General features: G+C 68.1%; 13 protein-coding genes and 1 pseudogene. 10 read left to right on the plus strand and 4 right to left on the minus strand.

Annotated elements, in window-relative coordinates; all coding sequences use genetic code 11:
- The first annotated feature begins 187 nt into the window (after positions 1-187).
- Positions 188-535 (plus strand): hypothetical protein, encoded by a 348-nt coding sequence (locus ACZ5D2_RS15505; RefSeq protein ID WP_468929542.1) that lies wholly within the window; start codon positions 188-190, stop codon positions 533-535.
- A gap of 115 nt (positions 536-650) precedes the next feature.
- Here ACZ5D2_RS15505 and ACZ5D2_RS15510 read toward each other — a convergent pair whose 3' ends face one another.
- Genes ACZ5D2_RS15510 through ACZ5D2_RS15520 form a run of 3 tightly spaced genes read right to left on the minus strand, consistent with a single transcriptional unit; the run spans position 651 to position 3,252 of the window.
- The gene (locus tag ACZ5D2_RS15510; protein WP_468929545.1) at positions 651-2,186 is read right to left on the minus strand and encodes a hypothetical protein; all 1,536 of its coding nucleotides are present in this window, start codon (positions 2,184-2,186) and stop codon (positions 651-653) included.
- Entirely contained in the window at positions 2,183-2,518 is a 336-nt protein-coding gene (locus tag ACZ5D2_RS15515) for a helix-turn-helix domain-containing protein (RefSeq protein ID WP_399984336.1), read from the minus strand. The genes ACZ5D2_RS15510 and ACZ5D2_RS15515 overlap by 4 nt, the downstream gene beginning before the upstream one ends.
- Positions 2,515-3,252, minus strand: a complete 738-nt coding sequence (locus tag ACZ5D2_RS15520) for a tyrosine-type recombinase/integrase (RefSeq protein WP_468929549.1) — start codon at positions 3,250-3,252, stop codon at positions 2,515-2,517. Before ACZ5D2_RS15520 ends, ACZ5D2_RS15515 begins: the two co-directional genes overlap by 4 nt.
- A gap of 339 nt (positions 3,253-3,591) precedes the next feature.
- On the opposite strand from ACZ5D2_RS15520, the gene ACZ5D2_RS15525 reads away from it, so the two are divergent.
- Together ACZ5D2_RS15525 and ACZ5D2_RS15530 are read left to right on the plus strand one after the other, a co-directional pair.
- Positions 3,592-4,185 carry a helix-turn-helix domain-containing protein gene (locus ACZ5D2_RS15525; protein WP_468929552.1) on the plus strand — a complete coding sequence of 198 codons (594 nt, stop codon included), beginning with the start codon at positions 3,592-3,594 and terminating at the stop codon, positions 4,183-4,185.
- A gap of 33 nt (positions 4,186-4,218) precedes the next feature.
- Positions 4,219-5,486, plus strand: a pseudogene (locus ACZ5D2_RS15530) (MFS transporter).
- 387 nt (positions 5,487-5,873) lie between these two features.
- Here ACZ5D2_RS15530 and ACZ5D2_RS15535 read toward each other — a convergent pair.
- Complete coding sequence (locus ACZ5D2_RS15535) at positions 5,874-6,173, minus strand: HNH endonuclease (protein WP_468929555.1); 300 nt, start codon at positions 6,171-6,173, stop codon at positions 5,874-5,876.
- Positions 6,174-7,339: 1,166 nt separating this feature from the next.
- Between ACZ5D2_RS15535 and ACZ5D2_RS15540 the strand changes: the two genes are divergently transcribed.
- From ACZ5D2_RS15540 to ACZ5D2_RS15570, 7 genes are all read left to right on the plus strand, one after another.
- The gene (locus ACZ5D2_RS15540; RefSeq protein WP_468929558.1) at positions 7,340-8,440 is read left to right on the plus strand and encodes a tyrosine-type recombinase/integrase; all 1,101 of its coding nucleotides are present in this window, start codon (positions 7,340-7,342) and stop codon (positions 8,438-8,440) included.
- 47 nt (positions 8,441-8,487) lie between these two features.
- Complete coding sequence (locus ACZ5D2_RS15545; RefSeq protein WP_468929561.1) at positions 8,488-8,976, plus strand: hypothetical protein; 489 nt, start codon at positions 8,488-8,490, stop codon at positions 8,974-8,976.
- Positions 8,977-9,302: 326 nt separating this feature from the next.
- A complete protein-coding gene (locus ACZ5D2_RS15550) occupies positions 9,303-9,746 on the plus strand; it encodes a hypothetical protein (RefSeq protein ID WP_468929564.1) in 444 nt (147 codons plus the stop codon).
- A gap of 1,149 nt (positions 9,747-10,895) precedes the next feature.
- On the plus strand, positions 10,896-11,126 hold the full coding sequence (locus ACZ5D2_RS15555) for a hypothetical protein (protein ID WP_468929567.1): 231 nt from the start codon (positions 10,896-10,898) through the stop codon (positions 11,124-11,126).
- Positions 11,127-11,155: 29 nt separating this feature from the next.
- The gene (locus ACZ5D2_RS15560) at positions 11,156-12,268 is read left to right on the plus strand and encodes a zeta toxin family protein (protein WP_468929570.1); all 1,113 of its coding nucleotides are present in this window, start codon (positions 11,156-11,158) and stop codon (positions 12,266-12,268) included.
- Between the two features lie 145 nt (positions 12,269-12,413).
- Positions 12,414-12,683 (plus strand): hypothetical protein, encoded by a 270-nt coding sequence (locus ACZ5D2_RS15565; protein ID WP_468929573.1) that lies wholly within the window; start codon positions 12,414-12,416, stop codon positions 12,681-12,683.
- Positions 12,680-13,954 (plus strand): zeta toxin family protein, encoded by a 1,275-nt coding sequence (locus ACZ5D2_RS15570; protein WP_468929576.1) that lies wholly within the window; start codon positions 12,680-12,682, stop codon positions 13,952-13,954. The genes ACZ5D2_RS15565 and ACZ5D2_RS15570 overlap by 4 nt, the downstream gene beginning before the upstream one ends.
- Positions 13,955-14,156 lie beyond the last annotated feature (202 nt).

Below are 14,156 nucleotides of genomic sequence, written 5' to 3' on the forward strand. Positions count from 1 at the left end.
CCGGCCCCGCACCATCGCAAGCTCCCCAGCCCTCATACCGCCAGCGAACTACCGAACACCCAAGGTGACAAGACCGGCTAACAAAGCACTACTAGGCAGTTCCGTACTGACGTGTGCGGTGCGAGGTTAGGTTGCCGACCGGCGGGTTCGCGAGCCCCCGCCGAAACACGCAAAGAAAGGACCGCCCATGCGTCGCACCCTTGCCTCAGCCGCATCTGCGATCTTCGCCGCCTCGGGCTTCCTGTTGGTCGCCGCACCCGAGGCCAGCGCTGCAACCTGCCCCACCCACAGGACGATCAACGTCCCCGGAGCCGAGGCCGAGTACCGCCTGGCTTGCACCGGCGACAACCTCCGCGTCTACGGATGGGTCAACGACACCCGGCCCGACCAGCGCCACGCCAAGCTGTACATCGAAGCGGGCAACGGCCAGGGCAGGACCGTGATCAACGACGGATGGGCAACCAAGAAGACCAACTTCAGCTTCACCTTCAAGGGGACCAAGTCTGCCAAGGCCAAGCTGAGTGTCGCCGACTGACCAGCACGGCAGAGCCTGACCCGCCAAAGCACCGCAGAGGTCGGGTGACTGTTTCCGGCATAGGGCCTTGTCCCCGAGGGGTGGACACCTGTTCGGTACTGGTGGGCTCTCGTATTCAACCTTCGCGGGTTCCTCGGGGAGCCCAGCCCGCTGGTGACCGCCTGTGATCGCCAGCGGCATATCGGCTCCAGGTCCCACCGCTCTCTCTGAGGAGGCGACTGGTGGTCTTGTCGTGGTAGCCGAGGGGGTCCGCGACGACGGGGGCGGGAAGTTCGAGGAGTTGTTGCCGGATGGCGGCGCCGCGGGCGGCTGCGACCGGGATGCCGATCTCGCCCAGGAGTGAGGACATGTGGTCGGGACGGGCTGGCCGTCCGGCTCGGCGGCCAGGGAAGAGCCAGCGGGATGCCTGATTGGTTGCGGTGTTCATGTTGTCGCGGTCCGCGATGTATGCCAGTAGCAGGGCTGGTGCGGGGACGGGAGAGGCAGGCTCCCCGAGCCGCAGAAGCGTGGTCTCTCCGTCGTGGAACACGTCGTCGACCGTGAGCTGGACGATCCGGGTCATGGGTTGCGCATAGAGGAGGACGATGACGCCGGCAACACGGAGGCGCATCGGGGTGTCTGCGTCGGTCAGCAACCGGCCGAGCGCGGCCAGGCGCTCGTCCTCGCTCAGCGCGGGGCGTCGGGAGACCTTCATGGTGGGGACGGACAGGGAGCGTGGACAACGGCGGCTCTGCCTGGCCCAGTTGAGGAAGGCCCTCAGGCCGGTTCGGCTGTGTTCGGTGTTCTCGGCGAACCAGGCGTCGATGTCGAGCTGGCCGCAGGACGAGAGGGTGCTGTCCTGGGTGCTGAGCCATCGCAGGAAGGTGGTCGCGTGCTTGATCTGCTCGGCTGCGAAGCGGCGGACGCTCGGCGTGATGTGACTCCGATCGGCCCGTTGCCGTAGGTGGGGAAGGACGTGCCAGGTCGCGAAGAGCTTGATCGTCTTAACGTGCTCGGGATCGGCGATGTCTGCCAGGTAGCCGGGCAGCCATCGCTGGAAGGAGCAGATGTACTTGTCGACGGCGGGCAGGACTCCGCTGGCCATCAGGAGTTCTTCCAGGTGAGCTGCTGCCCGCCAGGGCTGGAGTTCGTGGAAGGCGTCGTGGGTCAGAGGGATCTCGCCGAGCCCGAGCCGCCGCAGTAGCTGCGAGGCGTTTCCCGGCTGGCCGCGGCGCATCTCCAGCCAAGCCAGGCCGCTTCTGGGCTTGTCCATAGCCACCAGCAGGGTGAGCAGGGGCGTCAGCGCGGGGCGAACGCGGCCTGTGTCGTCGTCCAGGAGGGCGGTCAGCCGGTCGGTGAGGGTGCAGCGTTCGCAGAGTCGGCCGCCGAGGAGTTTGCCCTCGAAGCCGCAGCGCGAGCAGTCGAAAGTCTGGGAGAAGCCGGCGCAGGTTGTGCAGATCGCGGAGCCGTCGACGGGGTGGATTCCGGGAAGGGCCCGGTCCTGGCCGCATCCGGGGCAGGTGCCTCGTGTTCGCACCGCGCGGTCCGAGCAGGTTCGGCAGACGTAGCCGTCCGGCCAGGTGCCGGCCTTGTGTCTGCGCTGGCCGCAGCGGCAGCACTCGGCCATGTACCAGCGTTCGTACTGCTCGTCGGTGGCGTAGGGGCGGCTCATGCGTCGGGCAGGATGCGGGCCGCGCGGGGCCGGAGCTTCGCGACGTTCGAGGGCGGGGTGGGCAGGTCGCCAGTGGCGGTCTTGCGGACGCCGGCGTTCTCGGCGGTGGTGGCCACCAGGTCGGTCGGGGTGCAGGAGAGGATGTCGCAGAGCGCGGACAGGACCTGCAACGACAGCCGCTCGGGGGTGCCGGAGACCATGCGGTGGACCTGGGAGGCGGACAGGTCGATGCCACGCTCACGCAGCAGCGGCACCAGCTCGGTCGCGGTGAAGATGCGGTGCTGGGCCATCACCTCACGCAACCGCCAGGCGTACCCGACCTTGCGCTTCATGCCTGCCTCCCATTCTGAGCCCGGAGGGCGGCGGCGACGATGGCGTCCGGGTGCTGGCGCAGGGTGCGGGTACGGAAGTCCGAGGAGACGCAGGTGTAGATGGACGTGGTGCTGGCGTGCTCGTGACCGACCTGTTCCTGGACGAAGCGGGGGTCCCAGCCGTCTTCGATCAGGTGGGTGACGTAGGACCTTCGGAAGGAGTGGTAGTCCAGCCCGTCGTCCAGGCCCAGAGCTTTGCGGTAGGTGATGAAGCGGGAGTTGATGCGCTGGCAGCCGATCCGCATCCCGCGCTCGGATGGCCAGGCCGCCGGGTTGCCGTCGGTGCCCAGCAACGGGCGGACCTCGGTGAACCACTCGTCCAGGACATCGGGGGTCCAGCCGAACACGGTCAGCACGCCGCGGCGCTTGGGCGGTGAGCCCTTCTTGGCCTTGCCTGACCGGACCTGGCAGCGGCCGAACTCGCCGAACTCGGCGCCGTGCGGGTTGCGGCCGAAGTCGGCGGCGTCGAGCATCCGCGTCTCGTTGCGCCGCAGCCCGTAGGCGTAGGCGGTCTTGAACAGGGTGGCGTCGCGGAACGCCGACAGCCAGCCCTTGCGTCCGAAGGCCCTGATCCGGGCGACCTCGTCGTCGCAGTGCTCGAAGAAGGCATGCAGCTCGGCCTTGGTGAACGCGCGCTTCTTCGCGTCGGCTCGTGCACGACCTGGACCGGGTGGGTGCCGAACCACTCCTCGCACGTGGCTTCCCAGCCTGCGGGCGGCACCCTGCGGCCGTTGCGTGACCCGGACGCGGCCGCCCTCGATGATGACGACGACGGCCAAGAGGAGTAAGCCGGGCCTGGACGGTCATCGGCCCGGCCGCGCACACAGAGAGGGCGAGGGTGTCGGTGCCGAGTCCGGACACCTAACGCGGGGTCAGCCCCGGGCGACCGCCGACGCTAAACGCGTCGTCAGCGTTCGCGGCAGCCGAGCCGGCCGGGATCGGCTGGCCCCAGATCCCTACTGCGGGATCGGGTCGCCCCGCATAATTCTGAAGTAGAAATTGCGAAACTTCTGCTTCATATCTATGTTGAGGGCATGCGCCCCAAGCATGAGCCCGAGCAGATCACTGACCTGTCCCGACTGAAGGCCTTCACTGTCCCCTTGCGGATGCAGCTCTACCGGCTGCTCTACGCCGCAGGTACAGCGACCGCCTCTCAGCTCGCTGAACATGTCGGGCAGACACCGTCATTGGTCAGTTACCACCTGCGCAAGCTGGCCGAGCACGGCTTCGTGACACAGGCGAGCGGAGAAGGAACCGACGGCCGTGAGCGGTGGTGGCAGGTGGCGTCCGAGGAAGGCTGGGGCTTTCGCGACTCAGACTTCGCGGACACGCCTGAGGGGGCCGCAGCCGTCGGGGCGGTGACCCGGGGCATCTTCGACACCCGCGCAGCCCAGTACCGCGCGTATCTGGACCAGGCGCCCGCCTGGGGCAAGGCCTGGACCGATGCCGCGTTCAGCTCCGAATGGATCTTCGACCTCACTCCGGCCGAAGTCGCCGAGATGAGCGACGAACTGGAGGCAGTGGCCCGGCGCTGGCGGGAGCGCGGGAAGGCGGCCAAGGCGGCCGGCGACACCGAGGACCGCGAGCACGTATCCGCCCACCTCTACGGCTTCCCCTTCCGGCCCTGACCGGGCTGTACCCCAACGTAACGGAGCCCCGCTATGGCAACCGCAGAGACAGCCTTACCCCAAAGCGCCTCCACACCGGCCTACCGCGACGGCAACGTGCTGCGGTGGCTCACCGCGTACACCGCCTCCCTCGTCGGCGACAGCGTGTACTTCGTCGCCCTCGCCTGGTCCGCCCAGAAGGTCGCCGGTCCTACCGAATTCGGTCTGGTCATGGCCGCCGGGGCGCTGCCCCGCGCGCTGCTCATGCTCGGCGGGGGCGTGCTGGCCGACCGAATCGACCCCCGCCGGGTGATTCTGGGCAGCGACACGCTGCGCTGCCTCCTCACCCTCTCGGTGGCCGCAGCCATCATGCTGAGCGCACCAGCCCTGTGGATCCTGGTCGCGGTGGCGCTCGTCTTCGGCGCCGTGGACGCGCTGTTCGTACCCGCGATCGGCGCCCTCCCGGCGCGGATCACCAACACCGGCCAACTCGCCCGGGTCACCGGCATGCGCTCCCTGTCCATGCGCCTCAGTCAAATCGCGGGGCCGCCCATCGGCGGCCTGGCCATGGGACTCGGAGGCGCTGGGGCCGCGTTCACCGTCGCGGGCCTCCTCTTCGCCCTATCCCTGCCGCTCCTGCTGACGATACGGATACGGCCCCTGGGGGAGCACGGCCAAAGCAGCCGGAACCCGGCACCGCATGGAAGGACCTCCTCGACGGCCTGCGCTACATCCGCCGCCACCGCCTCATCGGCCCGCTCGTCGCCGCCGGCGCCGTCTGCGAGCTCGGTCTCACCGGCACCCTCAACGTCGGCATGGTCCTCCTCAACGCCGAACGCGGCTGGGGCCCTTCCGGCTACGGCTGGATCGTCAGCAGCTTCGGCGCAGGAGCCGCCGCCAGCGCCGCGCTGCTCGCCATCGCCGGTTGGCTGCCCCGCGCCGGCCTGATGCTGGCCGGGACACTGCTCGTGGGCTGCATGGGCGCGGCCACCATCGCCTTGGCTCCAACCCTATGGATCGCGGTAGTGCTGGCCGCGCTCATCGGACTGAGCGCGGGCGTCTTCGGCAGCCTGGACAACGCCTTGATACAGACTGCGGCGGACCCCGCCTATCTCGGCCGGGTCACCTCCGTCGTCATGCTCACCATGGTCGGTCTCGCACCCCTCAGCTACCCACTGGTCGGCGCTGCCATCGGAGCCTGGGGCGCCGCCCCCGTGTTCATCGGCTGCGGCGCCTTCGCCAGTCTGGGCGTGGTCATGGCCCTGACCTCCCGCGCGGTACGCCAAGCCGAACTGCCTCGCCAGCGGCCAGATGTGAGCTGAGCTTGCCAGCCGTAGAAGCGGGTGGCTCAGCTTGGAGTCCAACCGGTGTTGCTGTCAGAGGTTTTGACAGTCGGTGATCCCCGGCCGTCGCCGTCCGTGGTCGAGGTGGTTCTTGCGGGGGCAGCTCGGCTGGCTCGGCCTGGTCCCGAAGGCCGTGGCACTCTGTTACCGCGAAGTCGGGGTCATCGAGTGGATCGACTACGTCAAGACCGCCGAACTGCCGCTCTTCCCGCCCACCGGGCCCGCCCTTGTCACCCTGCCCGACCTCCTCGCCGCAGCCGCCGACGCCGGCCGCTGGACGCGGTCACCGACGAAAACTACAGATGGGTCTGCTCTGCTTCCGAGCTGCCCGCCGGATCAGCCTCGCCAGCGGGCAGCAACATCGGCTCAGCTTGCGCTGTCCAAGTCGTTGTCTTGCTCCTCGGCCAGTTGGCGCGCGTATTCGGCGGCAACCTTTTCGGATACCTCGTAGGCATGTGCGACTCGGTCCGGGCGCCACCAGGTCAGCAAGCTGTTGTTCTTGCTCCGGTTGCAGTGCACGCAGGCCAGAACCAGGTTCGATACCTCGTGCCGCCCGCCCCGGGTGAGGGGACGAATGTGGTCAACGTCGGCTCGCTCCTTGGCGGCCCGGCCGCAATAGACACATACGCCGCCTGCCCGAATCTGCGCGTACTCTTCCTCAGACACACCATCAGTCCCCGAGGCCCCGAGGATCCGCGCGCGGCGTGCCTGATAGTAGGCGCGAGAGCGGTTGGTGCGGATTTCAGGCGGAGTGCTCCTCCACTTACACGGTCCGCAACGCGGCTCCCGTCCCCAGAACGGGCTCTCGCAGTCGACACAGATGCGGTCTGTTGCTTCGCAGCCCGGACAGCGGGTGCGCGTGCTGTGCATGCGTCGGCCGCACTCGGAGCACTGCCGTTCGCGGGCCCGGCAGGTGCTGCACAAGCGGTTACCTGCTGTGCGGTGACGCCGGCCGCACCCGTCGCAGTCCCGCTCCTCGACGAGACACTGATTGCAGCGCAGCCGGTGGCCCTGGAAGTTCGCGTTGCAGGCGACGCAATGCCGGTCCGACTTCCGGCACTCCCGGCAGTAGTTGGTCTCGCCCGTGAAGCGCTCCCCGCATCCGAAGCAGTCCCGTTCGACGGTGCGGCACGGTCGGCAGCGCAGCTCTTTCCCGATGAACACCGCGTCGCAGTCGACACACAACCGCTCGACCGCCTGGCATGAGCTGCACCGAAGCATGTCGCTGACGATTTCCCGGTCGCACTCGACGCACTGACGCTTTTCCTGGCGGCACGGCTTACACAGCTTGTTGGTGCCCTTGAAGATGCGCTCACACCCATCGCTGGCGCACTCCTTGACCTTGGACTGGCACCTCTTGCAGACCCGCCCACGCCCGTAGAACTGCTCGTGGCACTGACCGCAGGTGTGCCACGTAGCAAGGCAACGGCTGCACTTCATGTTGGTCCCGCGGAACTCCTTGCCACAGACACATACGCGATCCTCGACTGGCATGCACCCCGCCCTTCTATCTGACCCACGAAGGGTGAGATTTCTCAGGGTGGTGACACTACCGCCTCAACTGCGGTCTAGCGCTACGCAACTTGGGATCGACCAGGTCTCCGATCCACGTCCGGTAGTTCGACATGGCGGGCACCAAGGCCACCGGTTCGACGGAGCGACACCCTCACAAACGACCGATTGCATTGCCGCACATCAGGGGGGTGTGGAGTTGCGCGCCCGCAAGGCGTCGAAGTGAGGCCGCCCGAGCGCCTGAAACAAACCCACAGGATAATTACAGTTATCCTGTCAGGATGCTGACACCGGATCAGGATGTACCGCAAACAGGTGAATTGACCGACACGCCCGGTTCGGAAGCGGCCCGGTCGCCCCGCTCGACGCTCTCGACGCTGCGGAGCGATCCGCGGGACCTGTGGCCCGAGCACGCGCGGAAGCTGTACGACCATCTGCTCGCGCTGTATGGCGAGGGCGATCCGTTGCCGACGCTCGCCGCGTCCTGGATCGCACACCAGCGGTCGGTGAACACGATGAAGTCGTACGCCCGCGGCTTCCGCGTCTTCGACGAGTTCGCCCGGGAGCACGGCACCCACCCGATGGCCGTCAAGTTCACCCTGGCCGACGGCTTCCGGCTCTGGCTGGAGACCACCCCGCAGTGGGTGCGGGTCAAGGGCGGCCGGCGGGGCGAGATGGCCCGCACCGGCTCCCCGTACTCGGACGCCTCGCGAGCGAACGCCCTGTCGTCGGCCTCCTCGTTCTTCGGTTTCCTGGACAAGATCAGCGACGACGGGGTGAAGAATCCGTTCGACGCCGTCCAGCGCCCCTACCTCGACCCGGACTACTCCTCGACGCCCGGCTACACCGAGCAGGAATGGGCGAAGCTGCTGGTCACCGCCCGGGACGGGCATCGCATCGCGGCGTACCGCAGCCGCACATACGCGATGCTCCTGGTGCTTTACACCTGCTGCGTGCGCATCGACTCCCTGCTCAACGCCCGCGTGGAGGACCTCTCTGAGGACCAGGGGCATCACGTGCTGCTGCTGGCGAAGGTCAAGGGCGGTGGCCGGGCGAGGAAGCCGATCCCGCCGGCCGCGTGGAACGCGCTCCAGCGCTACCTCGACGGCCGGAAGACGGGGTGGCTGTTCTGCACCGCCAGCGGCGGGCAGCTCGACGAACCTGCCGTGTGGCGGACCCTCCAGGCCCTCGCCAAGCGCGCCAACCTGCCGCTGCGCGGGCCGCACGGCACCAAGGTCGACGCGATCACGCACGCGCTCGCGAAGCCTGACGCCCGCCCCGACAAAGTGCAGCGGTGGGCAGACCACAAGGACTCGCGCACCACCCAGCGATACAACTCCCGCAAGGAGCTCCTCGACGACAGCCCCGGCTACAGCCTCGCGGCCGACGTCGCCAGCGTGCTGGCCCACGGTGTGGATTGAGACAGCGGCAGCCCCATCGCGTCCAACCAGGGGCCTAAACTCCCGGCATGAACGCTCAGATATGGACCCTGGTCGGCGTCCTGGTCGGTGCCGCTGCAGCGCTCGGTGCAGCAGCAATGTCCTCCCGTGCGGCGCGGCGCGCGCCACTGGACGCGCAGAGGCGGGACAGGCGGAGAGAGGCTTATGCAGCGTTCGTCAGCGTGGCTGCAGACCTTGCAGTCGCCTCCGACCCCAACTCTGCTAACGGCTACCGGCTCAACGGTGCGCCCCCAGACCCGGAAGAGTGGGTCCAGGAGCTCAACCGGCTTCGGCGCCTACTCATGGCCAAGTACCCTCTCGTCCGGCTCGAAGGGCCTGAGGAGGTGGAGCGCTCCGGCATGCAGGTCATGAACGCGGCCATGTCCTTGGTCATGGCCGCGGACAACGTGACGGTCGCCGACTTTCCCCGGTTCGGAACCGTAGCCGAACAAGCGGGCAAGCTGTCCGATGCGATTGAGGCGTTCCTAGTGGACTGCCAGAAGACTCTGCGGATCTGAGACCACTGATGGACGGCCCGCTGACCAGCCACCAGCATCGCGAAGGGCTTCTGAGGTGCGAAGTTTCCGCAGTTCAGAGGACTTTCACAACGGATATCGCACCTTATCCGAGGCGAGACGCGCCGTTCCACCGCTTCACCCCAGACGATGCAGGGTTCCGTTCCGGACTCCAAACGGGACTGGGCCGGTCCGCATCCGAGGCCGTCGGAGACATCTCGTACCGGCAGACATCGACAAGACGAGGACAGAGAAGAGGGGTCTCCGCTAGCCTGACTTCACGTCATCGCAGCGTCTATCTACGTTTGTTGTAACGGGAGCCCTGAGCCATGCGCATCACTGTGACCATCGAAGAGCCGGACGACGCATTCCGCACCGAGCTCCTCGCCCTCCTCGCCAAGCACGCCGCCGTCGTCGAGCTCGACACCGAGTGGACCGTGGAGCGTGCCGGCCGCTTCTACCAGGCCGTGCCGCAGCGGGCCCAGCGTCTACTCCGGGAGGCCGCTGTCAGGGACGGCTTCGTGTCGGACGAGACGCTGCGCGAGGAGCTGGACGGCAAGAACCTGCGCGGTCACGCAGGTCCACTGAAGAGGGCCCTGGAACGCGGTGTCCGCGAAGGATGGTGGCCGGCGGGCATGCAGCCGCCTCTCGCCCCGCGGGGCCCCGGCTTCGGCAAGGTCAAGGGTTACAAGATGCCGCAGGAGCTGGTCAGCACCTTCTTCACCGCCATCACGAATCCGCCTCAGGTCAACGGCAGCACCACCGCGCCGTAGCCGCTGCGAGGTGCCTCTGGTACACGAGCACCACGCGCGTGGGCAGACGGCCACCCGGAGCGCCTCGGCGGCGGCCTCCCCTAAACGTTGCAGGGTGCTCTCCAGATCCGCGCGCCCGGGCACATACCGATTTCGGCATGTGGCCCCAACCCTCCTGGGGCGCGTTGCTGTTCGACCGGCACCCCACGACAGATTCCGCCGTCATCATTTCCAGCAATCCCGGGAGAGATTCGGCGGCACTGCTGAAAATTTCCGGGCCTAATTAGTGCATCAATCCATGTACTAGGGTGGGGTGCAGTGCAGTATCGTGGGTCACGTAACTTTCGGAGCATCCGGTGAATGTGTGCCGCGCCAAGCACACACCTGAGGCCCGTCGCAGCACCTACACCGCGACGGGCCGTCCCGGAAACAGCCCCCCGGACGTGTTACTGGCACGTCCGGGGCGGCTACCCCCGGAGTGCGCGCACCAGCTGCGCGCTGTAGGCCAGCAAGGCCACGATCGGGACGGCGCCTCGTACCGCCCACCGGGCCTGAGCCACCAAGCGGCGCACACGACTGCGCCTCGGTAGCCTGCTGCCTTCTTCGTCAGGGTCCTTCACGGCACCCCTTTCTTCACCTCGGGATAGGTCCGCGGCAGCGGACCTTCGGCACGTTGCGGCTCTGCGCAGCGCGCCGAAGGGCAGCAGCAGAACGCCACCAGCCCAGAGGGTGTAACAAGGAAACGATAGCCAGTCGCGGAGCTATAGGACAGCCGAAGCAGAGAATTACGGAATTTCCGTAAAATCCGAGGGGCAGTAGATTCGAACACCCGTGGTCTGCACGCCCACGGTTTCCCTAACGGGGCCGGAGAGGGTAGTCAGGTCGGGATGCTCGGCCCACAAGGAGGCCTGCCCGGCACGGCGGTCATGGCCACTCGATGGAGTCCGCGGAACACCCAGAGGCCGCACACCAGCATCCGCCTCTGCCCCCCCCAAGAGGTCCTCAAGGCGACCTGCGGCCCGCCTGTTCACTGACCCCGCTCGATGAACTACTTTCCGCCGCCGGCATCGGCTCCGTCGCCCGCTCGCAACGATGGCACAGACAATGAGATCAAGAACTCGCACCACCCTGGCCGGACCGTCCGGTCAAGAGACTGAAGGGACTTCCCCGATGAACTCACTGCGCGCATACCTGTCCAGCTATGCAGCTGGCGAACTCGACCGCCAGGAGATGATCGACACGGTCGCGGTCTGGCCGCTGGAGCAGCCGGTCATCGACCCGGCCCACACGCTGCCCACCCACCAGGACAACACGGCCGACGTGTTGGGCATGGCCGTGCTCAACGGACAGATCTCCGAGGCCGACTACCAGGAGATCATCCGCCGTCGCCAGCAGGACTGACAGGCCCGACCACAAGGGGGATGAGAACTATGGATGTACTGAGCGATCGCTACCGGAGTGTCTACCAGCACCTCCAGGACCGCTTCACGACGGGGGATCTGGCCACCGGGCCGGCCGACACCTACGGACAGCACCACGTGAACGGCACGTGGACATTGGAGCGCCTCCGGTTACATCGCGCGATTCTGGACGAAGCGAAGGCCGCCTGCGCGGGACTGCCCGGCAAGGCGGTGCTGCTGACGTCGGGCCCGCCCGGCGCAGGCAAAGGCGCCGCCCAGGGACTGCTCCGTACCCGGCAGGGTGACGGGACCGAACTCGGCCAGGCTCTGGCCCGTGCACACGCACTGGACCCCGACGAATACGTCGTGCTGGACCCCGACGTCTTCAAGGAGGCCATCATTCGCCACGGCGGAACCCCCGTCCTGCCTCCTGACGCTTACACGCTGCCCGGCGGTCTACGCCTGGCGCCGGCCGAGCTGGCGCCGCTGGTGCATCGCGAGAGCTCATTCCTCCGCGACACCTTCGAAAGCTGGGCACGCGCGGAGGGCTTCAACCTCCTGTTCGACGGGGTCATGGCAAAATTCGACTCCACGTCGGTGATGCTCGGGAACCTGGCCCGCGAGGGCTACGCCGACCGCGTCGTGCTGAGTGTCGAAGTCCCCATGCAGACCTCACTGGAGCAGAACGCCCTGCGCTGGCAGGAGGGCCGCATCCTCTTTGACGAGGGCAGCAGCCCCTACGGCGGCCGCATGGCCCCCGAGCCGCTGATCCGCAGGTTGTACCCGTCCGACTCACCCGAGGCTTCGCACTCCGCCGCCCGCTCCAATGCCGAGCGGCTCTTCGCTGAAGGCGCCCTGACCGGCCTCATCGAGATCGATCGCGGAAGGACCGAAGAGACCTCGTCGGGCCCGCACCCCCCCGTTTTGCAGCACCACAGCGTGGAGGGCGACATGCGTGTGAGCATCGCAGCGACGATCCCGTCCACCCGGCCCTCCAGTTCGGCTGCACGGTTGCGCAGTACCGCTGGTAGGCGCCCCTCCTCCCAACAGCAAGCAGCCACCCCGCTCACCGGCCGGGGCCCTTCAGCAGCACCACAACGCGCGCCGGACAGCACCACCCAGCAGCGCAAGCGCACCAAATAGAAAACCACCTGGAGTGGTCCCTAGGCCGGAGCACGGCACCGAAGCAGGGAGGGCACGGGAGACGGACAGGCCGTTTCACAGCGTGCGCCCTCGGTGTCGGCCTTCGCACAGACCACGCGAGCCACAACCGACCACAGGAGGCTTCATGCCCAGTACCACCGGCACCGACCCGTTCGAGAACACCCCGACCGCCATGCTCTACGACGTGTTCGCCGAGACCGCCAACGACCTGATCGGGCGCTACACCGGTCTGTCCGACGCGGCCCCCAGTCCGCGCGAGCGCGAGCAATGGTGGCACCAGGCCCTGGCCGTCCGCGACGCCCGGCGCCTCGTGCCCGCGCACGACCGCGAGCAGCTCATCGCGCACATCACCCGCTGGAAGGCGGACGTGGACACCCTGAAGAAGGCCGGATGAGTGATCCCAGCGACTTCTATCTGACCGAGGACCAGCTTCAGGCCCGGTTCGACGAGCGCGTCCGCGAGTTCGTCTTCGGCCCGTACTCCCCCTCGCCCTCCAGCCGCCCCACCCTGGTCCTGCTCGGCGGGCAGCCCGCCGCCGGGAAGTCGCAGGCCATGGCCGCGGTGGGGCAACGGCACCAAGGCGGCATCGTGCAGCTCACGGGAGACGAGCTGCGCCCTCTCCACCCGCGGTACCGCGAACTCCTCGATGAGGATGCCCAGACCCGGGAGACCGCGACGGCGCAGGCGTCGGGGGCCTGGGTGCGGATGAGTATCGAGTACGCCCTCCAGCACAGGTACAGCCTGCTGCTGGAGGCGGTGTTCCGCGATCCGCAGATGACGCTGGGGACCGCAGAGCGATTCGCCTCGGCCCGCTTCGATGTCGAGGTCATCGCCCTCGCGGTCCGCGCCGAGCGAAGTCGCCTCGACGCCGTCGACCGCTTCCTGGACGGAGGGCGCTGGACGCCTCCCGAGTTACAGGATCTTGCTTACCGCATGATCCCGGAAACGGTGGCGGCCGCCGAAGCTAGCCCTTCCGTCCGACGGATCCTCATCACCAACCGCGCCGGCGCCGACCTGGATCTCAACGAGCGGGGACCGGACGGTGCCTGGCTCCGGGATCCGGCTGCCGTCCGCTCGCTGGAGGACGAGCGGGCTCTTCCCTTCCTCCCCGAGGAGGCCGCCCGGTGGCTGGCCAAGTACCGGAGCGTGGTCGTCGAGATGGCCGCCCGCGGTGAGGTGAACGACGCGAGCCGCCCCGTCCTTCAGCAGCTGGCCATCGATGCCGACACGGTGGCCGCGATGGCACACCCAGAGCCCGGCGGCTTCGTGCGGGTGAGTCACCGGGCATCCGTGCCCTTGCTGTCCCTCCTCGTCGACCCGCGCTCCGACGGGCCGCTTCCGGTCCAGCTTCTGCCGACGCTGCCCGCGACCACGCCGGGCCGGGTCGAAGCCATCCGCCGCAGCCGTCTCCCGTCGGCCGAGCGGGCCGCCGAAGACGCTGTGCGAAGCGCGCTCTCGGCCGCGCGACTCCGGGAGAACAGGGCCAAGAACCCCGGGCCCGGCGGCGCGAATGAGCGGCCCAGGCGTCCGGACTCGGGGGCCGCTCGGTCTCGCTCCACCACGGCCAAGGGCCGGGCGCCGCGTGCCGGCGGCCCAGACACCGCCGCCAGACCCGGAGGGCCGGACACCACACCCCCTGAACGTCGCCGCGGCCGCGGCCTGTAGAGGGCGCCCGCCGTCATCCTCACCCTGCTCGACGAACATCCGGGCGACTGACACTCTGGCCTCCCGGCGGGTGCGTGGGCGTCGTCACCGCCCGCACCGGCGCCGCGCGTGCGGGTGCCGACCGGCACCGCCTTCGATCCTGACCCGCCAAAGGCCCCAGCCTGCACCATGGTGTGCTCGCCGGGAGGTGCAGCCACACAAC

The sequence above is a fragment of the Streptomyces sp. NPDC031479 genome (genome assembly GCF_055581065.1).